This window comes from Luteimonas yanweni (assembly GCF_039548475.1).
Lineage (GTDB): Bacteria > Pseudomonadota > Gammaproteobacteria > Xanthomonadales > Xanthomonadaceae > Luteimonas.
On sequence record NZ_JBCLVC010000013.1, the window covers coordinates 221,320 to 242,698 of the forward strand.

Genomic DNA, 21,379 nt, shown 5'->3' on the forward strand with positions numbered 1-21,379 from the left:
GCCATGGCCGTGGCAGTGCCGTGGCAAGGGCGCGCGGGCTCAGTCGCCCAGGCAGCCTGCGAAGAAGCGCTCCGACAGGCGATACCTGTGCAGCGCATCCGCGCCGCGCAGCCCGTGCTTGGCGCCCGGGTAGGTCATCAGCTCGAAGCGCGTTCCCGCCGCCTGCAGCCGCGACATCAGCGCGGTGGCGTTGCTGAAGAGCACGTTGTCGTCGGCCATGCCGTGGATGAGCAGCAGGGCGTCGTCGCGGATGCCGTCGAGATGGGTGAACACGCTGGCCGTGCGGTAGCCGTCGACGTTGGCCTTGGGCAGGCCCATGTAGCGCTCGGTGTAGTGGGTGTCGTACAGCGCCCAATCGGCCACCGGCGCGCCGGCGATGCCGCATCGGAAGTCGTCGGGTGCCTGGCCGAGCAGCATCAGCGTCATGTAGCCGCCGTTCGACCAGCCATGCACCCCGATGCGGCCCCCGTCGACCCAGGGCTGCGCGCGCAGCCACGCGACACCCGCGCGCTGGTCCTCGACCTCGACCGTGCCCTGCCTGCCGTACAGCGAGCCGCCGAACTCCCGCCCGCGCCGCGGCGTGCCGCGGTTGTCGAGCGAGAACACCAGGTAGCCCTGCTGCGCCAGGTACTGGTTGAAGAAGGCGTCGGCGCGGCCGGGCCAGGCGTCGAGCACGGTCTGCGCGGCCGGGCCGCCGTACACGTAGGCCACGACCGGATGGCGCTCGGCCGGGTCGAAGCCGGCGGGCCTGATCAGGCTGTACTGCAGCGGGGTGCTGCCGTCGGCCGCGGTGAGCGTGCCGAATTCCGTGGGCAGGTGTGCGCCCAGGTGGCCGGCGTAGGGATGGCCCGGGTTGCGGGGATCGTTCTCCACCAGCGCGGCGATGCGGCTGCCGTCGGCGCGGTAGAGTTCCAGCTGCGGCGGCGTGCGCGTGTTCGACCAGCTGTCGACGTAGACGCTGGCATTGCCGGCGAAGGTGATCGCGTGCATGCCCGGGATGGACGTGAGTCCGACGATATCCCCGCCGTCCAGCGGGACCGAATACAGCGCGCGTTGCGTGGCCGATTCGCGGCCCGCGGTGAAGTAGGCCAGGCCCTTGGCCTCGTCGACCGTCTCCAGCGCGTCCACCGGCCAGTCGCCGCGGGTCAGCTGGCGCAGGTCCGCGCCGTCGGCGCTGGCGATGTACAGGTGCTCGAAACCGTCACGTTCGGACGACCACAGGAAGCGGCCGTCGGCAAGGAAGCGCAGGTTGTCGTGCAGCGGGACCCAGGTGTCCGACGTCTCGGTCAGCAGGGTGCGTTGGCGGCCACCGGCCAGTTCGACCTCGATGAGGTCCAGGCGCTGCTGCTCGCGCGACTGGCGCTGGAACGTCAGCCGCTGCGGGTCGCGCCAGTCGACGCGGGCCAGGTAGATGTCCTGCTCCGGACCGAGGTCGACGCGCACCGGGGCTTCGTCCGGTCGGCCCGGGCGGGCGACGAACAGTTCGACGCGGACATTGTCGTCTCCGGCCGAGGGATAGCGCTGCTCGACCACCTCGGTGCGGTCGGGATAGACCTCGTAGCGCTTCTGCATCGGCACGGGCGACTCGTCGATGCGGGCGTAGGCGATGGCGGAATCGTCCGGGGCCCACCAGTAGCCGGTGTGGCGCGCCATCTCCTCGTCGGCGACGAACTCGGCCACGCCGTTGCCGATCGCGCCGCCGCCGTCGCGGGTGAGCTGCACCTCGTCGCCGCCGGCCAGGTCGACCACCCACAGGTTGCGGCTGCGGATGAAGCTGACGTAGCCGCCCTTGGGCGAGACCTTGGGATCGGTGGCGAAGCCGCCGCCGGAGGTCAGCTTCCGCACCGCGTCGCCATCCGCCTGCGACAGGTCGTAGAGATAAAGCTCTCCGCCGAGCGGGAACAGCAGGCGCTGCGAATCCGGCGCCCAGTGGTAGTCCACGATGCCCGACAGCGCGGCGATGCGCTGGCGTTCGCGGCGCGCTTTCTCCTCGTCGCTCAGCACCTCGTCGCCGGGCAGCACCACGGCCGAATCCACCAGCATCGCAGTGGTCCCGCTGGCGACGTCGTAGGCCCAGAGGTCGAGGCGGTTGCGGTCGTCCTCGCGGCCGCGCAGGAAGGTGACCTTCGATCCGTCGGGCGCCACCTTGGGCCGCAGCAGCGTCGGTCCCGACAGCGCCGCGTCGCCGGTGATCGCCTCGAGGGTGAGCGGCTTCGCGGGCGGGGTGTCGGGAGTGGCGGCGTGGGCTGTCGGGAGGGCAAGGGTCATGAGTGCGGTGGCCAGGAACAGGCGCATGTGGCGGTCCGGGGAGGCGGTCGAATGCCCCATGATGCCGCAGCCCCCGGAGCCGTGCCCGCGACCCGGCCGGGAGCTCCTCTGCGCTGGCGACTCTGTCGGAGCAACTCTGTGGCAGTTCCTTTGCAGCAGTTCCTTTGTGGGAGCGACTCTGTGGGAGCGGCTATAGCCGCGATCGACTGTGCGGGATCGCGGCGATAGCCGCTCCCACAGAACCGGGGCGGTAGATCGCGGCTTTTGGCCGCTCCCACAGGCGGTTCAGGCCGGGCGGGTGCCCTGGCCGAACAGCACGGCCTTCTGCGCATCGCTCATCGGCTTGCCGGCGTCGGGATTCACCTGCGTCGACAGCGCATAGGCACGCTGCGTGGCGGGGCGGGCGGCGATCGCCGCCTGCCAGCGCTGCACCTCCGGAAAAGGCTGCATGTCCAGCGGCGCGCTGGCGTACACGTTGATCCACGGATAGGCCGCCATGTCGGCGATGCCGTAGTCGTCGCCGGTGATGAAGGCGCGGCCGGCCAGGCGCCTGTCGAGCACGCCCAGCAGGCGCCCGGCCTCCTTCGTGTAGCGCTCGATGGCGTAGGGAATCTTCTCGGGCGCGTAGACGTTGAAGTGGCCGTACTGGCCGGTCATCGGCCCCAGGCCCGCCATCTGCCAGAACAGCCACTCCAGCGCCTCGATGCGGCCGCGCGGATCGGCGGGCAGGAAGCGGCCGGTCTTTTCGGCCAGGTAGAGCAGGATCGCGCCGGACTCGAACACGCTCAGCGGCGCGCCGCCGTCGGCGGGGGCGTGGTCGACGATGGCCGGCATCTTGTTGTTGGGCGAGATCGCCAGGAAGTCCGGCTCGAACTGCGCGCCCTTGCCGATGTCGACCGGGTGGATGCGGTAGTCGAGGCCCGCTTCCTCCAGGAACAGGGTGACCTTGTGGCCGTTGGGGGTGGGCCAGTAGTGGAGGTCGATCATCCGGGGCTCCGCGAAGGTGGGGGCCCCAAGTCTAGGCCCGCGTCGCGGAGGCCAGGGCGTTGCCACGTGCAACGCAGCGTCGCCGGGTGCGGCACGCCGTGCGCGGATCGGTGAAGCGCGTTGGCACGCCGGCTCCGGCGCGGGTTAGGCTGCAGCTGCCGCATGTTGACGCAGACGGGCAACATCGACCGATGGAAGTGGAACCCCAGGACAATGGGCGAGGGACGCCCGGGAAGAGTGGCCGCGGCGGTGACGGCGCGGATGCGGGAGTCGTGCGCTTCCGCCGGGCCTGGTGGTTTGGCGGCATCCTGATGCTGTGCGTGCTGCTGGCCTCGATGGCCGTGGCCTGGAACGATCTCCGCGTGCGCCGCGAGGCGGGCGCGCGCTACCTGCAGGCCCTGGTGGACAGCCATGCCCGTCAGACCGGGCAGCAGATCCGCAGCATCGAGCGCGCCCTGCACGGGCTGGCCGTCGGCCTCGAGGCGTTGGAGGGCGCTGCGCCGCGGGCGACGCCTGCGTTCATGGAAGGGGCGATCGCGCGGATCGCCCTCGGCCACAGCCACGTGCTCGGCCTTCGCGTGGAAGCGGAGCCCCCGGCCTTCGCGGCCACGACCGGATTCGAACCCTACCGACTGCAGTTCGGGCCCGGCGGGCCGGATGCCGAGGGCCGCTGGGTCCTGCCGCTGGCGATGCCCTTCCACCTGTCCGTGGACGATGTCCCCCGCACGCAGTGGCTGCGCGCCGACCTTGAGGCCGAGGCCTTCACCGAAGTGCTGCAGGAGCATGAGGTCGGTCGCGACGGCGTGTCGTCGCTGCTTGACGGCGACGGCGTGCTCATCGCGCGCTCGGACACCGGCACCCGGCATGCGGGTCTCGATGCGCGCACCTCGCCGGTCCTGGAAGCCGCGGCCTCCGTCGACCGCGGACTCAAGAATTCGCGCAGCCGCCTCGATGGGTTGGAGCGGATGGTCGCCTATCGCCGCATCGACGACCGGCCACTGGTCGCCACCGTGGGGATGACGCCGGACGCGCTGTACGGTGGCTGGCGGGCGTTCGTGGCCACGCTCGCATCCGGCATGCTGCTGCTGACCGCGGCCTGGCTTGTCGGCATGTGGTTCCTGCGCCGCGCGGCACTGCGCGAGATCCGGATGCGGCGCAGTGTTGCCGCCAGCCAGGACGCGGTCGGCCACCTGCGCGAACACATGCGGGTCATGCGGCGAGCGATCGAAACCTCGGACCAGGGCACGTTCATCCTGGAAGCGCCGCGCAATCAGCTGGTGTACGCCAATGCCGCATTCACCCGCCTGACCGGCGTGGATCCGGGGGATCCACCGGCCGCCGTGCGCTCCTCGGTCAGAGCGCTGCTCGACCCGGCGGACATCCACCAACTACGCGATGCCCTGGGGCGCCGCAGCGACGCCCGCGTCGAAGTCGTCGACCGTCGCGACCCCCTGGACGAACGCGACCTGGAGATCCGGCTGGCCGCGGTGATGGACGTCGACGGCGCCGCGGTGAGCCTGGTGGGCATCATCGACGACGTCACCCTGCGCAAGCGCGCCGCCGAGGAAATGGCCTTCCGCGCCAGCCACGACCTGCTGACCGGCCTGGCCAACCGCGACCTGCTGATCGGGTGCATCGACCGGGCAGTCGCCGATGCCGGTGGTCGGTTCGCGGTCTGCCACGTCGACCTCGACCGCTTCCAGCTGGTCAACGACAGCCTTGGCCACGGCGTGGGCGACGAGCTGCTGATCTCGGTCGCGCGCCGGCTCGAGGCCGCGGCGGGCGCCGGGGCCACCGTTGCGCGCCTGGGCGGGGACGAGTTCGGCATCCTGCTACCCGTCGCGCCCGGCGGCGTGGTGCCGGCGCGCGTCGAAGCGTTGCGCCTGGCGGTGGCGGGTGCCGTGGACGTGCGAGGCGCGGCAGTGCACGTGACGCCCAGCCTGGGCTACAGCTGCTTTCCGGGTGACGGTGTCGATGGCACCACTTTGCTGCGGGCGGCCAGCCAGGCCGGTGCCCGCGCCAAGCGCCTGGGGCGCAACCGCAGCGTGGGCTACCGGAACGAGTTCGACTCCCGCGCGGGCGACCGCCTGCTGCTGGTCAAGGAGCTGCACGACGCGCTTGAGCGCGAAGAGTTCGAGCTGGCCTTCCAGCTGCAGTTCGATGGCGAAGACCACCCCTGCGGCCTGGAGGCCCTGGTGCGCTGGCGGCACCCGTATCGCGGCCTCCTTGCGCCGGGGGCCTTCATGGACGTCTGCGAGGACTCCGGCCTCGTGCTCCCGCTTGGCCGTTGGGTGCTGCGCGAGGCGATGAGGCAGTGGCGCCTGCTTGACGCCTGTGGCTGGGGCGCGCTGCGGATCGGGGTGAATGTGTCGGCGCTGCAGTTCCAGGAGGGGCTGGTGCAGGATGTCCGGGAGCTGCTCGCGGAATTCGCGTTGCCGCGCGGCAGGCTCGAGCTGGAACTGACCGAGAGCGTGCTGCTGGACAACCCGGACGAGGCCCGCGCGGCCATGAAGGCGCTCAGCGAGCTGGGCGCCTCGCTCGCCATCGACGACTTCGGCACCGGCTATTCCAGCATGGCCTATCTCAAGGACCTGCCGGTCCAGCGTCTGAAGCTGGACCAGTCCTTCGTCCGCGACCTGGGGCGCGACCCGGAAAGCGAAGCGATCTGCGAAGCCATCCTGCGCATGGCCAAGGGCCTGGGCCTGGGCGTCATCGCCGAAGGCGTGGAAGCCCGGCACCAGCAGAAATGGCTGCACCAGCGCGGCTGCGACGCGTTCCAGGGCTACCTGCTTGCGCGCCCGGAAGACTTCGACTCCGTGCTCGAGCGCCTGCAGGGCCTGGCCCGCGGCAAGGCCGTGGGGCAGGCCCCGGGGCTGGCGTAACATGCGGGCATGGATGTTTCCCACCTGCTCGACGGGCTGAACGACGCCCAGCGCGAGGCCGTGTCCGCGCCCCCCGGCCACTATCTGGTCCTGGCCGGCGCCGGCTCCGGCAAGACCCGTGTGCTCACCCACCGCATCGCCTGGATGAACGAGGTGTTCGGGGTTCCCGTGCACGGCATCTTCGCGGTCACATTCACCAACAAGGCCGCGGCCGAGATGCGCCACCGCGCCGACGCGCTGCTGCGCAACGGTGCCCGCGGGCTGTGGATCGGCACCTTCCACGGCCTGGCCCACCGCCTGCTGCGCCTGCACTGGCAGGACGCGAGGCTGCCGGAGGCCTTCCAGATCCTGGATTCCGACGACCAGCTGCGCCTGGTCAAGCGCGTGGTGCAGCAGCTGGAGCTCGACGAAGCCCGCTTCCCGCCCCGGCAGATCGCCTGGTGGATCAACGCGCAGAAGGACGAGGGTCGGCGCCCGCCGCATATCCAGGACGGCCAGGACGAATGGTCATCGGTGATGCTCAAGGCCTATGCGCTATACCAGGAGCGCTGCGACCGCGCCGGCCTGGTCGACTTCGCCGAGATCCTGCTGCGCGCGCACGAGCTGCTGCGCGACACGCCGGTGCTGCTGGCGCACTACCGGCAGCGCTTCGCGCACCTGCTGGTCGACGAGTTCCAGGACACCAACGCCACCCAGTACGGCTTCATCCGCCTGCTTGCCGGTGAGACCGGCCAGGTGTTCGTGGTCGGCGACGACGACCAGGCGATCTACGGCTGGCGCGGTGCCAAGGTCGAGAACGTGCAGCGCTTCCTGCAGGACTTCCCCGGCGCGCGGACGATCCGGCTGGAGCAGAACTACCGCTCCACCGCCGCGATCCTCGACGCCGCCAACGCGGTGATCGCGCACAACCCCGGGCGCATGGGCAAGCGCCTGTGGACCGACAGCGGCCAGGGCGATCCGATCGACCTGTTCGCCGCCTACAACGAGATCGACGAGGCCGACTACATCGTCGGCCGCGTGCGCGAATGGGTGCGCGACGGCGGCAGCCACGGCGACTGCGCGGTGCTTTACCGCAGCAACGCGCAGTCGCGGATCATCGAAGAGAAGCTGCTGCAGGCGCAGGTCCCGTACCGCGTCTACGGCGGCGTGCGCTTCTTCGAGCGCGCCGAGGTCAAGGACACCCTGGCCTACCTGCGCCTGGTCGCCAATCGCGACGATGACGCGGCCTTCGAGCGGGCGGTCAACACGCCCACCCGCGGCATCGGCGGGCGCACGCTGGACGAGGTGCGCATGCGCGCCCGCGCCGACGCCGTCTCGCTGTGGGAGGCGTCGCTGCGCTGCGCGCAGGGCGCCGGCTTGGCCGGCCGCGCGCGCAACGCGCTGGCCGCCTTCCATGCGCTGATCGACGCGATCGAGGACGAGCTGGGCGACCTGCCGTTGAAGGACAAGATCGACCACGTGCTGCTGCGGTCGGGGCTGCGCGAGCACTACGCGCGCGAATCGAAGGGCAGCCTGGACTCGCGCGTCGACAACCTCGACGAACTGGTCTCGGTCGCTTCGCGCTTCGTCCGCGGCGAGGATGACGAATCAGCGGCGCTGTCGGAGCTGGTCGCCTTCCTTGCCTACGCCGCGCTGGAGGCCGGCGAGGGCCAGGCCCAGGCCGGCGAGGACGGCGTGCAGCTGATGACCCTGCACAGCGCCAAGGGCCTGGAGTTCCCGCTGGTGTTCCTGGCCGGGCTGGAGGAGGGCCTGTTCCCGAACGCGCGCTCGATCGAGGAAAGCGGGCGGCTGGAGGAAGAGCGCCGGCTGGCCTACGTCGGCATCACCCGCGCCCGGCAGAAGCTGGTGCTGAGCCACGCCGAGACCCGGCGCCTGCACGGACAGGACATGTACGGCATGCCCTCGCGCTTCCTGCGCGAGATCCCGCCGGCGCTGCTCAACGAGGTGCGGCCGAAGGTGCAGGTCTCGCGGCCGCGCTACGCGCCGGCACCGCGACGCGACTACGGGCACGCGGCGATGGAAGAGACGCCAGGCATCGCGGTGGGCCAGGAGGTGGTGCACGCGAGCTTCGGCAACGGCGTGGTCACCGACATCGAAGGGGCGGGCGCGCATGCGCGCGTACAGGTCAATTTCGATGATGCCGGCAGCAAGTGGCTGGTGCTGGCCTACGCCAAGCTGCAGGCGGTCTGACTGGTTCCAGCGGGGCCGCGGCGCCGCCTAGTCGCGCAACTCGAAGCCCGGCGACTCGTTGAGCTCGCCGTTGGCCTCGAGCACCGCCCAGCGCTTGCCGCCGCGATCGAAAACCACCGGGATCGGGTCCAGGAACAGCGGCCGGCGCACGAAGCGCAGCGTCCACCTGAAGTGCTCCAGCGTTTCCAGCGCCTTGAGCTGCGCCGGCGTCAGGCCCCTGCGCAGCTCGGCGGGATCGGATGTTGGCGGGCGTCGGCGCTCGCGACCGTACATGGGTGTTTCCGTGTTCCAGACCGGACCATGGTGCCGCCACGCCTTTGGACAAGACGTGAACAGGCCTGCGCGCGTACCCGGGGGGCGTGGCGGCCGGGCTCACGCGGCGCCGCTGAGGTGCTCGAACAGGATCCAGGCGCCGATCACCATCAGCAGCACGCCGCCGCCGGCCTCGGCGCGCTTGCCCGCGAGCGCGCCCAGAGCGCGCCCGAGCAGGATGCCGAGGGTCACCATCACCAGGGTGGTCAGGCCGATGGTGGCCGCCACGGCGATGATATTGACGTCGAGGAAGGCCAGGCCGACGCCCACCGCCATGGCGTCGATGCTGGTCGCGAAGCCGGTGGCGGCCAGCGCCCAGAAGCCATGGCGGCTCCGTGCGCCCAAGGGTGCGTCGTCGCCGTCGTCGCGCAGCCCCACCCAGGCCATGCGCAGGCCCAGCAGGGTGAGCACGGTGAACGCGATCCAGTGGTCCCAGGTGGTCACGTAGGGCGCCGCCGCGGTGCCCAGCGCCCAGCCTGCCAGCGGCGTCAGGCCTTCGATGACGCCGAAGATCAGCCCGGCGCGCAGCGCGTCGCGCAGGCGCGGCGTACGCATCGCCGCACCCTTGCCGACGGCCGCGGCAAAGGCATCGGTCGACATCGCGATGCCGAGCATGAGGATCGAAAGAGGATGCATGTGGGGTCCAGCACCACGGCACGTGTGTTGCCGCGTATGTTGACGCGGGCGCTTCCGGGGACGGAAGCCGGTTACTCCCCAGCGGCACCCGGAATTTTACCACGCGGCAAAGTGATGCCCATCGACAGGTAGACGCTGGTCAGGGTGTCGATGCCGAAATCGGCGGGCTTCACCCAGTCCGCGGGCACGTACAGCAGGCCGCCGCCGACCGGGATCGGCGCGGTGGGCACCAGCACCGTCAGGTAGGTGCGGCCGTCGAGCTGCACCGGTTCCGGGTTGGGCAGCAGGCCCAGCACCGCCACGCCGTCGCCGCCGAAGAAACACCACACCGGGCTCATGGCGGCGATATCGGCCTGCTGGCGGTCGCCGATCACGGAGACGAAGCGTTCGGCCAGCGCGTACACGCTGCCGACCAGGGGGATGCGGCGCATGGTGTTGTCGAGCAGCGCCTTGAACGGCGCCTTGAGCCGCGACTGCACCAGCAGGCCCAGCAGGTAGATCGCGGCGATGGTCAGCAGGGTGCCGAGCAACCAGGCGACCACGGGATGGGCGGCGAACCAGTCGCCGAACACCGTGAACGAGCGTCCGAACAGGCTGCTGGGGCCCAGCGCGCGATTGACGATGCCCACCGCCCAGCCCAGCAGCACCAGGGTGAGCACCAGCGGCAGCACCGCAAGCAGGCCGGTCAGCCAGGTGGCGACCAGCGGCGGCAGGCGCCTGGACGGGTCGGGCGGTGCAGGATCCTGTCCCCGGCCGTGGTGCGGCGGGGTGATCAGTTCCATTCGAACAGTTTGAAGTACACCGGCGACACGCCGTCGCGTTCGCTGTCGACGACGCCGTCGCCATTGCGGTCGAACAGGTAGTACGGCGCGCCGCGCGAGGGCACGACCTTGAGCGCGCGCAGTCGGCCGTCGACGCGGTACTCGGTGACCACGTCGCCGTTGGCCTCGGTGCGGGTGGCTTCCACCGCATCGGCCGGGATTTCATCGGCGGGCATGCCGTTCGTGGCGCAGGCGCCGAGCATGAGGCTGGCGGCGAGCACGGTGGCGAAGGCGGCTGCGGAACGGTTCATGGCGATCTCCCGGGGCTGGCCACGATTATGCGCCAGCGGCGCGGGCGAAGCCGTGGACACGTAGAATCCGCGGCATGACGCGACTCGTGCTGATCGATGGTTCCTCCTACCTGTATCGCGCCTTCCACGCGCTGCCGCCGCTGACCAATGCCGATGGCGAGCCCACCGGCGCGCTGTTCGGCGTGGTCAACATGCTGCGGGCGACGCTGAAGGAGCAGCCCGACTACCTCGCCTTCGTGGTCGACGCGCCCGGCAAGACCTTCCGCGACGATATCTATCCGCTGTACAAGGCCAACCGTCCGCCGATGCCCGACGACCTGCGCACGCAGGTGCAGCCGATGTGCGACGTGGTCGAGGCGCTGGGCATCCCGATCCTGCGCGTGGGCGGGGTCGAGGCCGACGACGTCATCGGCACCCTGGCGCTGGCGGCGGTAGGCCAAGGCATGAACGTCACCATCTCCACCGGCGACAAGGACTTCGCCCAGCTGGTGCGTCCGGGCGTGGCCCTGGTGAACACCATGAGCGGCACCCGCACCGACTCCGACGAGGCGGTATTCGCAAAGTTCGGCGTGCGGCCGGACCAGATCATCGACCTGCTGGCGCTGATGGGCGACAGCGTCGACAACATCCCGGGGGTCGAGAAATGCGGTCCGAAGACCGCGGCGAAGTGGCTGGCGGCCTACGACAGCCTCGACGGCGTGATCGCCTCGGCCGCGGAGATCAAGGGCAAGGTCGGCGACAACCTGCGCGCCGCGCTCGACCGGCTGCCGCTGAGCCGCACGCTTGCGACCATCCGCACCGACGTCGCGCTGGACGTGGGCCCGGCCGACCTCGCGCTGCGTGCGCCGGACGCCGACACATTGCGCGCGCTGTACCAGCGCTACGGCTTCGTGCAGGCCCTGAAGGAGCTGGATGGCGGCAACGCCAGCGGCGTGGTCCCGGCGCGCGCCGCGATGCCGCGCGCGGGCAGCGGCTTCGTCGCCCCGGCGCCGACCGCGGGCGACGCCGCGCTGGATCCGGCACTGGCCGCGCCCGGCAGCCACGACCTGGTCCTGGACATCGAATCGCTGGAAGCCTGGATCACGCGCCTGCGCGCCGCGGGGCTGTTCGCGCTCGACACAGAAACTGATTCCCTCGACGCGCTGCGCGCCAACCTGGTGGGCATCAGCTTCAGCTGCGAACCCGGCCAGGCCGCCTACCTTCCCCTGGGGCACGATTATCCCGGTGCACCGGCGCAGCTCGACCGCGGCCAGGCGCTGGACAGGCTGCGCCCGCTGCTTGAAGACGCCGCGGTGCGCAAGGTCGGCCAGAACGGCAAGTACGACCTGCACGTGCTGCGCCGCCACGGCATCGACGTGGCCGGATACGCCGAGGACACGCTGCTGGAGAGCTTCGTGCTCGACGCCGGGCGTGCGCGCCACGACATGGATTCGATGGCCCGGCGCGAGCTGGGCTACCAGACCATCGCGTACACCGACGTGGCCGGGAAGGGCGCCAAGCAGATCCCGTTCTCGCAGGTCGCACTCGACGACGCCACCGCCTATGCCGCCGAGGACGCCGACATCACCCTGCGCCTGCACCGCGTGCTGTCGGCGCGGCTGGACGCCGAGCCATCGCTAGCCGCCGTGTACCGCGACATCGAAATGCCGCTGGTGCAGGTGCTCGCGCGCGTGGAGGCCAACGGCGTGCTGCTGGACGCCGACGGGCTGCGCGCCCAGGGGGCGGGGCTGGGCCGGCGCATGCTGGAGCTGCAGCAGCGCGCCACCGGGCTTGCCGGCCGCACCTTCAACCTCGATTCGCCCAAACAGGTCTGCGCCCTGCTGTACGACGAGCTCAAGCTGCCGATGCTGGTGAAGACGCCCAAGGGGCAGCCTTCCGCCAACGAAGAGGCGCTGGAAGCCATCGCCGACCTGCACGAACTGCCGCGCGTGATCCTGGACTACCGCAGCCTGGCCAAGCTGCGCGGCACCTACACCGACAAGCTGCCGGAGATGGTCAACCCGGATACCGGCCGCCTGCACACCAGCTACCAGCAGGCCGGGGCCGCCACCGGCCGCCTGGCGTCGAGCGATCCCAACCTGCAGAACATCCCGATCCGCACCGAGGACGGCCGCCGCATCCGCACCGCGTTCGTGGCGCCGCCGGGGCGCAAGATCGTGGCCTGCGACTACTCGCAGATCGAGCTGCGGATCATGGCGCACCTGTCCGGCGACGCCGGGCTCGTGGCCGCGTTCGAGGCCGGCGCCGACATCCACCGCGCCACCGCGGCCGAGGTCTTCGGCCGCAGGATCGATGAGGTCAGCGGCGACGAGCGCCGCGCCGCCAAGGCGATCAACTTCGGCCTGATGTACGGCATGGGCGCCTTCGGCCTGGCGCGCAACCTGGGGATCGGCCGCGCCGAGGCGCAGGACTACATCGCGCTGTACTTCTCGCGCTATCCGGGCGTACGCGACTTCATGGAACGCACCCGCGTGCAGGCGCGCGAGCAGGGCTATGTCGAAACCGTCTTCGGCCGCCGCCTGTACCTCGAATACATCAGCCGCGGCACCCAGCCGCAGCGCGCCGGCGCCGAGCGCGCCGCGATCAACGCGCCGATGCAGGGCACCGCCGCCGACATCATCAAGCGCGCGATGGTGTCGGTGGACGAATGGCTCACGCCGCATCGCGACCGCGCACGGATGATCCTGCAGGTGCACGACGAACTGGTGTTCGAAGCCGATGCCGGTTTCGTCGACACCCTGCTTTCCGACGTGGTCGCCCGCATGACCGGCGCCGCCAGCCTGAGGGTCCCGCTGGTGGTCGACAGCGGGGTCGGCGACAACTGGGAACAGGCCCATTGACCCGTTCAGGAAACCGCCCGCGGGCCGCCGGTAAACGCTAGCTGAATCCAACAAAAACTTAACCCTTATCTTCACGAACCATCCATGTGCGGAGTGGTCATATAGCCCGTGACAGATGCAAGGTCTGTCGCAGATCACCTCCCCTCCCCTGGAGTTGATCACCGGAACGAAGGCTTCTCCCCAAGCCCCGTTCTCCAGCCCCGCCGGCCCCCCCTGCCTGCGGGGCTTTTTATCGTCTGCGGGAACTGTCTGTGGAGCGGCCATGGCCGCGATTGCCTGGGTTAGCCTGTTCCGATCCATTGCATGCCGGAAGGGCGGACATGAGCGCGAACGAGCATTTGGCCCTGATCGCCGACATCGGCGGCACCAACGCGCGTTTCGCCCTGTGCGACCCGGCGGCCCCGGTGCCGCAGCTGCTGCATCGGCTGCGGCTGCGCAACGCGGAGTTCGCCAGCCTGCAGCACGCCGCCGAGCACTACCTGGCGCAGGTGGGCGCACGACCCCGGCGCGCGGCGATCGCGCTCGCCTGTCCGGTCGACGGAGACGAGATGCGCCTGACCAACCGCGCCTGGTCGTTCAACCGGCACGAGCTGCGCGAGTCGCTCGGGCTGGAGGAACTGCGCCTGGTCAACGATTTCGGCGCCATCGCGCGCGCCGTACCCGTGCTGGCTGCGGACCAGCGCGCGTTCCTGCACGGGCAACCCGAGCAGCCCCTGCGCGGCCCGGTCAGCGTGATCGGCCCCGGCACCGGCTTCGGCGTCGGCCTGCTGGTGGGCAGCGCCGGCGAGGGCTGGCAGGTGGTGGAGACCGAGGGCGGACACGTGGGCTTCGCGCCGCTGGGCGAGGAGGAGCGCGCGCTTGCCGACTGGGCGAATGCAAGCCACGGCCGCGCGTCATGGGAGCGGCTGCTGTCCGGAAGCGGCCTGGCCGCGATCGATGCCGTGCTGCGCGAACGCGCGGGCGGCGCGGCCTGGCCGCCGCGGGAGCCTGCCGAGGTGCTGGCCGCCGCCCTGGACGGTCATGACGTGGTGGCGCGACGCGCGCTGGCGCGCTTCTGCGCGATCCTGGGCAGCGTTGCCGGTGACATCGCGCTGGTGCACGGCGCGCGCACGGTGGTGATCGCCGGCGGCATCGTGCCGCGGTTCCTGCCGTTCCTGCGCGCCAGCGCGTTCCGCGAGCGCTTCCTGGCCAAGGGCCGTTTTGCCGCCTGGCTCGAGCCGGTGGTCATCCAGGCCGTCGTCCACCCCGACCCCGGCCTGCTTGGTGCGGCCATGGCTCTGCGGGAGCCGTTGCCGGCGCGTGCGGAGCCGCGCAGCACGTAAGCGCTCGACCTTGCAGCGATGGCAAGCTGCATGCTTCCGGCAAGCCCGTCGGGACAGCCATCGATGGTCCAGCGCTCGTGGCCGGGTGGTTGAACCAGCGCTACGCGATCGACCACGTCACGGTGCAGGTGGACCCGCCGGGACGGCTTGATCGCCTGCACCGGTGAACCGGGAGGCCGGTGCGGATGCGGGGCCTTCACGCCGCGCGGAGGCAAACTCCTTGCGGTCCAAACCCGGGCGTATCCATGTCGAGCCTGTTCGAACTCGCGATGCCGTGGTGGGAATTCGTGCTTCGTGCGGTCGTGATCTACGTCGCGCTGCTGGTGTTGTTGCGCTTGTCGGGTAAGCGCACCGTGGGCCAGTTCACGCCCTTCGACCTCATGGTGCTCGTGGTTCTCGGATCCGCGGTGGAGGGCTCGCTGATCGGGGAGGACGTGTCACTGACGGGCGGCCTGATCCTGGCCGCGACCCTGATCGCCTGCAACTGGCTGGTCGGATTCGCCACCGCGCGTGCGCCGTGGTTGGCACGCCTGGTCGAGGGCAGCCCGGTGTCGCTATGCCGCGGGGGCGAGCTGCTCCCGGCCGTGTTGCGCAAGCAGAACCTGAGCCGGTCCGACATCGAAGAAGCCCTGCGCGACAACGGCCTGACCGAGCCTTCGCAGGCGGAGCAGATCATGCTTGAGATCGACGGCACCATCACCGTGGTCCCGCGCAAGGAAGCCGCGGACTGATGCCTCAGCCGAGCTCCGCCAGCCAGTCGCGCGGTCGCAGGTAGTCGTCAAGCCGCGCTTCGGGGCTGCCGGGCTCCGGCTGGTAGCCGTATTCCCAGCGCGCCAGCGGCGGCATGCTCATCAGGATCGATTCGCTGCGGCCGCCCGACTGCAGGCCGAAGTGGGTGCCGCGGTCCCAGACTAGGTTGAACTCGACGTAGCGGCCGCGGCGGTAGAGCTGGAACTCGCGCTCGCGATCGTCGTACTGCATGGCGCGGCGGCGCTCGACGATGGGCAGCCAGGCATCGAGGAAGCCGTCGCCGACCGCGCGCATATAGGCGAAGTCGCGTTCGAAGTCCTCGGCGAGGTCGTCGAAGAACAGGCCGCCCACGCCGCGCGTCTCGCCGCGATGCTTGAGGAAAAAGTACTCGTCGCACCAGGCCTTGTGCGCGTCGTAGCGCGCCTGGCCGCCGAAAGGTTCGCACAGCGCGCGCGCGGTGCGGTGCCAGTGCAGCACGTCTTCGTCGAAGGGATAGAAGGGCGTGAGGTCGAAGCCGCCGCCGAACCACGAGGCCACGGTCTCGCCGTCGCGCTCGGCGCGGAAATGGCGGACGTTGGCGTGGGTGGTGGGCAGGTAGGGATTGCGCGGATGGAACACCAGCGACACGCCCACCGCGCGCCACGAGGCGCCGGTGAGCTCGGGCCGGTTGGCGGTGGCCGAAGGCGGCAGGCGGGTGCCGGAGACATCGGAGAAGCCGATGCCGGCCTGCTCGAACACCGCGCCGTCGCGCATGATCCGGGTGCGGCCGCCGCCCGACAGGCCGCCGTCGGCGCTGTCGTCGGGCCGCGTCCAGGCGTCCTCGTGGAAGCGCGCGGCGCCGTCGGCGCCCTCCATGGCCGCGCAGATGCGGTCCTGCAGGTCGGTCAGGTAATCGCGGACGCTGTCGAAGTCGTTCATGCGTCGCATTGTAGGACGGCGGGCCAGGCGCGCCGCGACGTGTGGGAGCGGCTATAGCCGCGATCACGCAGTCACGAGCCACCGGAGCGCATCGTTCAGCCCCGGCAGCGCCGGCGTGCAGTCGCGGCTACAGCCGCTCCCACCGGGAGATTTTCGTTCTCAGGGGGCTTTCAGCGCGCGCTCGAACAACTCGTAGATCCGCCGGTACTCGTCGTACCACGAGTCCGGATGCACGAAGCCGTGCCGTTCCATCGGATAGCTCGCCAGCTCCCACTTGTCCTTGCGCAGTTCGATCAGGCGCTGCGCCAGCATCACCGAGTCCTTGTAGAACACGTTGTCGTCGATCATGCCGTGCGCGATCAGCAGGTGCCCCTGCAGGCCCTCGGCGTATTCCATCGGCGAGGATTTCGCATACGCCTCGGGATCGAGCTCGGGCGTGTTGAGGATGTTCGCGGTATAGCCGTGGTTGTATTGCGACCAGTCGGTCACCGGGCGCAGGGCGGCGCCGGCGCGAAACTTCTCCGGCTCGCGGAACATGGCCATGAACGTCATGAAGCCGCCGTAGCTGCCGCCGTAGATGCCGACGCGGTCGCGGTCGCCCTGGCGGTTCTGGACGATCCAGTCGATGCCGTCGAGGTAGTCCTCGAGTTCCGGCTGCCCCATCTGCCGGTAGATCGCGGTCCGCCAGTCGCGGCCGTAGCCTTCGGAGGCGCGGAAATCCAGGTCCAGCACGATATAGCCCTGCTGCACCAGCAGGTTGTGGAACATCTGCTCGCGGAAGTAGTTCGGGTAGCGGTCGCTGACGTTCTGCAGGTAGCCGGCGCCATGCACGAACAGCACCACCGGGTACTCGCGGCCGGGCTCCATGGTCTCCGGGCCGTAGTACTTGCCCCAGATCGTGCCGGCGCCGTGCTTGGAAGGCACCTGCACGGTCTCTGGCTGGATCCATTCGCGCGCCTTGAACCCGGCGGTGCGAGTGTCGGTGAGCTGGCGCGCCGCGCCACCGGCGGCGTCGACCACCGACAGCTGCGGCGGCACGTAGCTGGTGGAGTGCCGCACCAGTACGCGGGCGCCGTCCGGCGAGGCCACGAAGTCCTCGACGCCGTCGAGTGCGGTCAGCTCGCGCACGTCGCCACCGCCGCTGCCGACGTGGCAGACCTCGTAGTCGCCGGGGCGCGCGCGGTTGCACAGGAACAGGAAGCCTTGGCCATCGGCGGCCAGCACCGGCATCGACGCCTCCCAACGGCCGGAGGTCAGCGCGCGCGCGCGGCCACCGGACGACAGGTACAGGTGCGACCAGCCGGATTCCTCGGAGAGGAACCAGAGGGTGCGCGCGTCCGGCATCCAGCCGAACTCGTTGAAGCCCCAGTTGATCCAGGCCTCGTCGGTTAGTCGGTGCACCGGCTGCAGGGTCGCGGCCGACAGGTCGACCGTGGCCAGCCAGCGGTCCTTGTTGTCGACCGAGTGCAGCATCAGGGCAAGGCCCTGGCCGTCGTCGCTCCAGCGCGCGCCGCCGGAGACGTCGCCGCCCCAGCCTTCAATGCGCACGGCGCGGTTTCCCTCCAGCGCGTCCTTGCCGGCGGCCTTGCGCAGCGCGGCCAGCGGATCGGTGGTGATGCCGGGCAGGGGGTCGGTCTTCAGCGCGCGCACCTTGCCGTCGGCCACCGACACCAGCCAGAACGACTGCGGCGCCGGGTCGTTACGGCCCACGCGGGTGCGCACGTCCTCGAACTCCTCGTAGCCGGATTCGGTGACGTACTTCGGCATCTTGCCGTCCTGGCCGGCGTCCGCGCCCTTGGCCTGGGTGACGGCGAACAGCCAGCGGCCGTCGGGCGACAGCGCGCTGCCCTGGATGTCGACGTCCTTGCCCAGGTAGGCGGCGGCCGGCGCGCGGGACGGGTCGGCGCTGCGCCATGCCTCGGCCTGGGTGCGCATTTCCTCGCGGCGTTCGCGCTCGGTGCGCAGCGTTTCGATGTAGCGCAGCTGGCGCTCGCGCAACGCGTCGGCCTTGGGCGGGGTGCCGGGCGCGTCCTCGGCGCGCAGGCTCGCGGCCTGGCCGACGCCGCCGGCCGTAGTCCAGCGGAACCAGTCATTGCCGCTGCGCCAGGACAGCGAACCGTCGCGGCCCCATTGCAGCTGTGATTCGCCGGCTTCGGTGCGGGTCAGCTGGCTCAGCGCGCCGCCACGGAGGTCGCGCACGAAGACATCGCCATTGCGCAGGAAGGCCATGCGCGTGCGGGTGGCGTCGTACAGCGGGTTGGCGGCGTCGATGTCCGCGCGCGCCGCACCATCGACCACGACGGCCGCGCCGCCGGTGACCGGCTGCGCGAAGGTATCGCGCACATTGCTGCCCGCGCGCTTGGCCACGTAGTAGGCGGTGCCGCCGTCCCAGGACCACCATGCGCGCTCCACCGGTGGACCGATCCAGTCCGGGTCGGCCATGACCTGGTGCAGGTCGAGCGCCTGCGCGGCCTGGGCCGAGGCCGTGGACACCGATGCGATGGCCAGCAGCAGTGAAAGCGGCAGGAGTGCGAGAGCGGAGCGGTGGCGCATGGTGCGGGGATCCCCGGGGAACAGTCGACGCGCCAGCGTATCAGCGCACGCACGCCGCGGCCCCGGCCGGTGGTCATGGCTTGCCGGTTTCACGCCGTCTGGACACCGCGCGCGACGCCGGGGCGCAGAATGCAGGCTCGCGGCGCCCGGTTCCGCCGCGGAGAACGGCGTGGACGCCCTGCTGCTGTCGCGGATCCAGTTCGGCTTCGTCATCTCTTTCCACATCCTGTTCCCGGCCTTCACCATCGGCCTGGCGCACTGGCTGGCCTTCCTGGAATGGCGCTGGCTGCGCACCCGCGACGCCATGTGGCGCGACCTCTATTTTTTCTGGCTGAGGATCTTCGCGATCTCCTTCGGCATGGGCGTGGTGTCGGGGATCGTGATGAGCTTCCAGTTCGGCACCAACTGGGCGGTGCTGTCCGAACGCGCCGGCGCCATCCTCGGCCCGCTGCTGGCGTACGAGGTGCTGACGGCCTTCTTCCTCGAGGCCAGCTTCCTGGGCGTCATGCTGTTCGGCTGGAAGCGGGTGTCGCCGAAGCTGCACTTCTTCGCAACCTGCATGGTCGCGCTGGGCACGCTGTTCTCGACCTTCTGGATCCTGGCCGCCAACAGCTGGATGCAGACGCCGCAGGGGCACGAGATCGTCGACGGCATGTTCCACCCGCTCGACTGGTGGGCGATCATCTTCAATCCGTCGTTTCCCTACCGGCTGGCGCACATGGTGCTGGCGGCGTTCATCACCACCTGCATGGTGATCGGCGGGGTCAGCGCCTGGCACCTGCGCCGCGGCGTCCACGTTGATGCGGGGCGGCGCTCGCTGAAGCTCGCAGTCGCCTTCGCCGCGATCGCGCTGCCGCTGCAGGTGCTGGTGGGCGACCTGCACGGGCTGAACGTCGGCAAGCACCAGCCGGTCAAGCTGGCGGCCATGGAGGCGCACTGGGACGCCGGCGCGCCCGGCGCCGGCGTGCCGCTGGTCCTGTTCGCGCTGCCCGACGAAGAGAACGGGACCAACCGCTACGAGCTTGCCATCCCGCGCCTGGGCAGCCTGATCCTGACCCACAGCTGGGACGGCGAGATCGAACCGCTGACGGCGGTGCCGGCGAGCGAGCGGCCGCCGATCGCGCCGGTGTTCTGGGGCTTCCGGATCATGGTCGGTCTGGGCATCGCCATGCTGCTGCTGGCGCTGGCCTCGGCCTGGGCATGGTGGCGGGGCTGGCTGTTCGAATCGAAATGGCTGCTCAACGGCTGGCGGCTGCTGAGCCCGGCCGGGTTCATCGCGCTGCTGGCCGGCTGGTACGTGGTCGAGATCGGGCGCCAGCCCTGGGTGGTCTACGGCCTGCTGCGTACCAGTGAGGCGGTCAGCCCCAACATCACCGCGGCCGCCGTCATGACCTCGCTCATCACCTATGCCGTGGCCTACGCGGTCATCTTTGGCGCCGGCATCTGGTACCTGTTGGGCCTTGTGCGCAAGGGGCCGCAGCCGTTCGAGGACGCGCCCGACACCGATGGCGGCGAAAAAACCCCGGCGCGGCCGCTGTCGGTGGGCGACCGCGACGACGCACGCACGGAGGGCCCGTGATGGAGACCGCGACCTGGTTGCCGGTGGCCTGGTACTTCGTGATCGGCTTCGGCGTGCTGATGTACGTGCTGCTGGACGGCTTCGTGCTGGGCCTGGGCATCCTTGCGCCCTTCGCCGAGGACGGCGAGCAGCTCGACAACATGATGAACACCGCCGCGCCGATCTGGGACGGCAACGAGACCTGGCTGGTGCTTGGCGGCACGGCGCTCCTGGCCGCGTTCCCCAAGGCGTACGCGATCCTGCTGTCGGCGCTCTACCTGCCGGTGCTGGTGATGCTGGTCGCGCTCATCTTCCGCGGCGTGGCCTTCGAGTTCCGGTTCAAGGCGCGAAGGGCCAGGCGCTTCTGGGGCGGCGCGTTCGCGCTGGGTTCGATGGTGGCGGCGTTCGCGCAGGGGCTGATCCTGGGCGCGCTGGTCGAGGGCATGCCGCTGGAAGAGGGCAAGTACCTGGGCGGCGCCTTCGACTGGTTCAGCCCGTTTTCGATGCTGACCGGCGCCGCGGTGCTGTTCGGCTACGCGCTGCTCGGCGCCTGCTGGCTGATCCTCAAGACCGAGGGTCCGCTGCAGCGGGTGGCGCGCAACCTCACCCGGCCGCTGGTGCTGGTGGTGGTCGTGTTCATGGGCCTGGTCAGCACCTGGCTGCCGTTCCTGGACTCACAGGTCATGGCGCGCTGGTTCGATGGCGGCAACTTCTGGTGGCTGGCGCCGGTGCCGCTGCTTGCGCTGGTGAACGCGTTCCTCCTCTGGCGCGCGGTGATGCGGGAAGGACGCGACGTGGCGCCGTTCCTGCTGACGCTGAGCTTCTTCGTGCTCGGCTTCGTCGGCCTGGTGATCGGCATCTGGCCCAACATCATCCCGCCTTCGCTGAGCATCTGGGACGCGGCCTCGCCGCCGTCCACTCAGGCCTTCACCCTGGTCGGGCTGGTCGTGCTGCTGCCGATCATCCTCGGCTACACGGCGTGGTCGTATTCGGTGTTCCGCGGCAAGATCCAGGCGGACGCGGGCTACCATTGACTGTTCCCGCCGCCCCGCGCACGACGATGCGCGGCGGCGCAGCGCGCTTGCTTTATG

The 21,379-nt window shown here is 70.4% G+C and carries 15 protein-coding genes; 7 read left to right on the forward strand and 8 right to left on the reverse strand.

The features are described 5' to 3' along the window. Positions 1 to 39: 39 nt before the first annotated feature. Together WCE39_RS09445 and WCE39_RS09450 are read right to left on the reverse strand one after the other, a co-directional pair. The gene (locus tag WCE39_RS09445) at positions 40 to 2,295 is read right to left on the reverse strand and encodes a S9 family peptidase (RefSeq protein WP_343276430.1); all 2,256 of its coding nucleotides are present in this window, start codon (positions 2,293 to 2,295) and stop codon (positions 40 to 42) included. 258 nt (positions 2,296 to 2,553) lie between these two features. Then, entirely contained in the window at positions 2,554 to 3,255 is a 702-nt protein-coding gene (locus WCE39_RS09450; RefSeq protein WP_343276431.1) for a glutathione S-transferase N-terminal domain-containing protein, read from the reverse strand. A 272-nt stretch (positions 3,256 to 3,527) separates the two neighbouring features. On the opposite strand from WCE39_RS09450, the gene WCE39_RS09455 reads away from it, so the two are divergent. Both WCE39_RS09455 and uvrD read left to right on the forward strand, forming a co-directional pair. Next, on the forward strand, positions 3,528 to 6,137 hold the full coding sequence (locus WCE39_RS09455) for a bifunctional diguanylate cyclase/phosphodiesterase (RefSeq protein WP_343276432.1): 2,610 nt from the start codon (positions 3,528 to 3,530) through the stop codon (positions 6,135 to 6,137). Between the two features lie 9 nt (positions 6,138 to 6,146). Continuing rightward, positions 6,147 to 8,327: a DNA helicase II gene (uvrD, locus tag WCE39_RS09460; protein ID WP_343276433.1), complete on the forward strand. Its 2,181-nt coding sequence runs from the start codon at positions 6,147 to 6,149 to the stop codon at positions 8,325 to 8,327. A 27-nt stretch (positions 8,328 to 8,354) separates the two neighbouring features. On the opposite strand, the gene WCE39_RS09465 is transcribed toward uvrD, so the two are convergent. The 4 genes from WCE39_RS09465 to WCE39_RS09480 form a co-directional block, all read right to left on the reverse strand. Next, positions 8,355 to 8,600: a hypothetical protein gene (locus WCE39_RS09465; protein ID WP_343276434.1), complete on the reverse strand. Its 246-nt coding sequence runs from the start codon at positions 8,598 to 8,600 to the stop codon at positions 8,355 to 8,357. Between the two features lie 99 nt (positions 8,601 to 8,699). Next, entirely contained in the window at positions 8,700 to 9,275 is a 576-nt protein-coding gene (locus WCE39_RS09470) for a manganese efflux pump MntP (RefSeq protein WP_343276435.1), read from the reverse strand. 71 nt (positions 9,276 to 9,346) lie between these two features. Continuing rightward, on the reverse strand, positions 9,347 to 10,057 hold the full coding sequence (locus tag WCE39_RS09475; protein WP_343276436.1) for a DUF502 domain-containing protein: 711 nt from the start codon (positions 10,055 to 10,057) through the stop codon (positions 9,347 to 9,349). Continuing rightward, a complete protein-coding gene (locus WCE39_RS09480; RefSeq protein WP_343276437.1) occupies positions 10,048 to 10,347 on the reverse strand; it encodes a DUF2782 domain-containing protein in 300 nt (99 codons plus the stop codon). The genes WCE39_RS09475 and WCE39_RS09480 overlap by 10 nt, the downstream gene beginning before the upstream one ends. 74 nt (positions 10,348 to 10,421) lie before the next feature. Here WCE39_RS09480 and polA point away from each other — a divergent pair, with 74 nt between their 5' ends. From polA to WCE39_RS09495, 3 genes are all read left to right on the forward strand, one after another. Next, complete coding sequence (polA, locus tag WCE39_RS09485; RefSeq protein WP_343276438.1) at positions 10,422 to 13,187, forward strand: DNA polymerase I; 2,766 nt, start codon at positions 10,422 to 10,424, stop codon at positions 13,185 to 13,187. A 320-nt stretch (positions 13,188 to 13,507) separates the two neighbouring features. Continuing rightward, a complete protein-coding gene (gene glk / locus WCE39_RS09490) occupies positions 13,508 to 14,509 on the forward strand; it encodes a glucokinase (protein ID WP_343276439.1) in 1,002 nt (333 codons plus the stop codon). A 245-nt stretch (positions 14,510 to 14,754) separates the two neighbouring features. Then, the gene (locus tag WCE39_RS09495) at positions 14,755 to 15,240 is read left to right on the forward strand and encodes a DUF421 domain-containing protein (RefSeq protein WP_343276440.1); all 486 of its coding nucleotides are present in this window, start codon (positions 14,755 to 14,757) and stop codon (positions 15,238 to 15,240) included. A gap of 4 nt (positions 15,241 to 15,244) precedes the next feature. Here the strand turns inward: WCE39_RS09495 and hemF are convergent, their stop codons facing one another. Then, positions 15,245 to 16,177, reverse strand: a complete 933-nt coding sequence (hemF, locus tag WCE39_RS09500) for an oxygen-dependent coproporphyrinogen oxidase (RefSeq protein WP_343276441.1) — start codon at positions 16,175 to 16,177, stop codon at positions 15,245 to 15,247. Positions 16,178 to 16,336: 159 nt separating this feature from the next. After that, the gene (locus tag WCE39_RS09505) at positions 16,337 to 18,730 is read right to left on the reverse strand and encodes a S9 family peptidase (RefSeq protein ID WP_343276442.1); all 2,394 of its coding nucleotides are present in this window, start codon (positions 18,728 to 18,730) and stop codon (positions 16,337 to 16,339) included. Positions 18,731 to 18,899: 169 nt separating this feature from the next. On the opposite strand from WCE39_RS09505, the gene WCE39_RS09510 reads away from it, so the two are divergent. Continuing rightward, complete coding sequence (locus WCE39_RS09510; RefSeq protein WP_343276443.1) at positions 18,900 to 20,309, forward strand: cytochrome ubiquinol oxidase subunit I; 1,410 nt, start codon at positions 18,900 to 18,902, stop codon at positions 20,307 to 20,309. Beyond that, positions 20,309 to 21,322, forward strand: coding sequence for a cytochrome d ubiquinol oxidase subunit II (gene cydB / locus WCE39_RS09515; protein ID WP_343276444.1), 1,014 nt, complete (start codon positions 20,309 to 20,311; stop codon positions 21,320 to 21,322). The genes WCE39_RS09510 and cydB overlap by 1 nt, the downstream gene beginning before the upstream one ends. Positions 21,323 to 21,379: the final 57 nt, after the last annotated feature.

Excerpts from the sequence above, each read along its gene's own strand:
- WCE39_RS09470 (WP_343276435.1), bottom strand. The coding sequence starts at position 9,275 with ATGCATCCTCTTTCGATCCTCATGCTCGGCATCGCGATGTCGACCGAT.
- WCE39_RS09450 (WP_343276431.1), bottom strand. The coding sequence starts at position 3,255 with ATGATCGACCTCCACTACTGGCCCACCCCCAACGGCCACAAGGTCACC.
- glk (WP_343276439.1), top strand. The coding sequence starts at position 13,508 with ATGAGCGCGAACGAGCATTTGGCCCTGATCGCCGACATCGGCGGCACC.
- WCE39_RS09465 (WP_343276434.1), bottom strand. The coding sequence starts at position 8,600 with ATGTACGGTCGCGAGCGCCGACGCCCGCCAACATCCGATCCCGCCGAG.
- polA (WP_343276438.1), top strand. The coding sequence starts at position 10,422 with ATGACGCGACTCGTGCTGATCGATGGTTCCTCCTACCTGTATCGCGCC.
- cydB (WP_343276444.1), top strand. The coding sequence starts at position 20,309 with ATGGAGACCGCGACCTGGTTGCCGGTGGCCTGGTACTTCGTGATCGGC.
- uvrD (WP_343276433.1), top strand. The coding sequence starts at position 6,147 with ATGGATGTTTCCCACCTGCTCGACGGGCTGAACGACGCCCAGCGCGAG.
- WCE39_RS09480 (WP_343276437.1), bottom strand. The coding sequence starts at position 10,347 with ATGAACCGTTCCGCAGCCGCCTTCGCCACCGTGCTCGCCGCCAGCCTC.
- WCE39_RS09505 (WP_343276442.1), bottom strand. The coding sequence starts at position 18,730 with ATGCGCCACCGCTCCGCTCTCGCACTCCTGCCGCTTTCACTGCTGCTG.
- hemF (WP_343276441.1), bottom strand. The coding sequence starts at position 16,177 with ATGAACGACTTCGACAGCGTCCGCGATTACCTGACCGACCTGCAGGAC.
- WCE39_RS09475 (WP_343276436.1), bottom strand. The coding sequence starts at position 10,057 with ATGGAACTGATCACCCCGCCGCACCACGGCCGGGGACAGGATCCTGCA.
- WCE39_RS09445 (WP_343276430.1), bottom strand. The coding sequence starts at position 2,295 with ATGCGCCTGTTCCTGGCCACCGCACTCATGACCCTTGCCCTCCCGACA.
- WCE39_RS09495 (WP_343276440.1), top strand. The coding sequence starts at position 14,755 with ATGTCGAGCCTGTTCGAACTCGCGATGCCGTGGTGGGAATTCGTGCTT.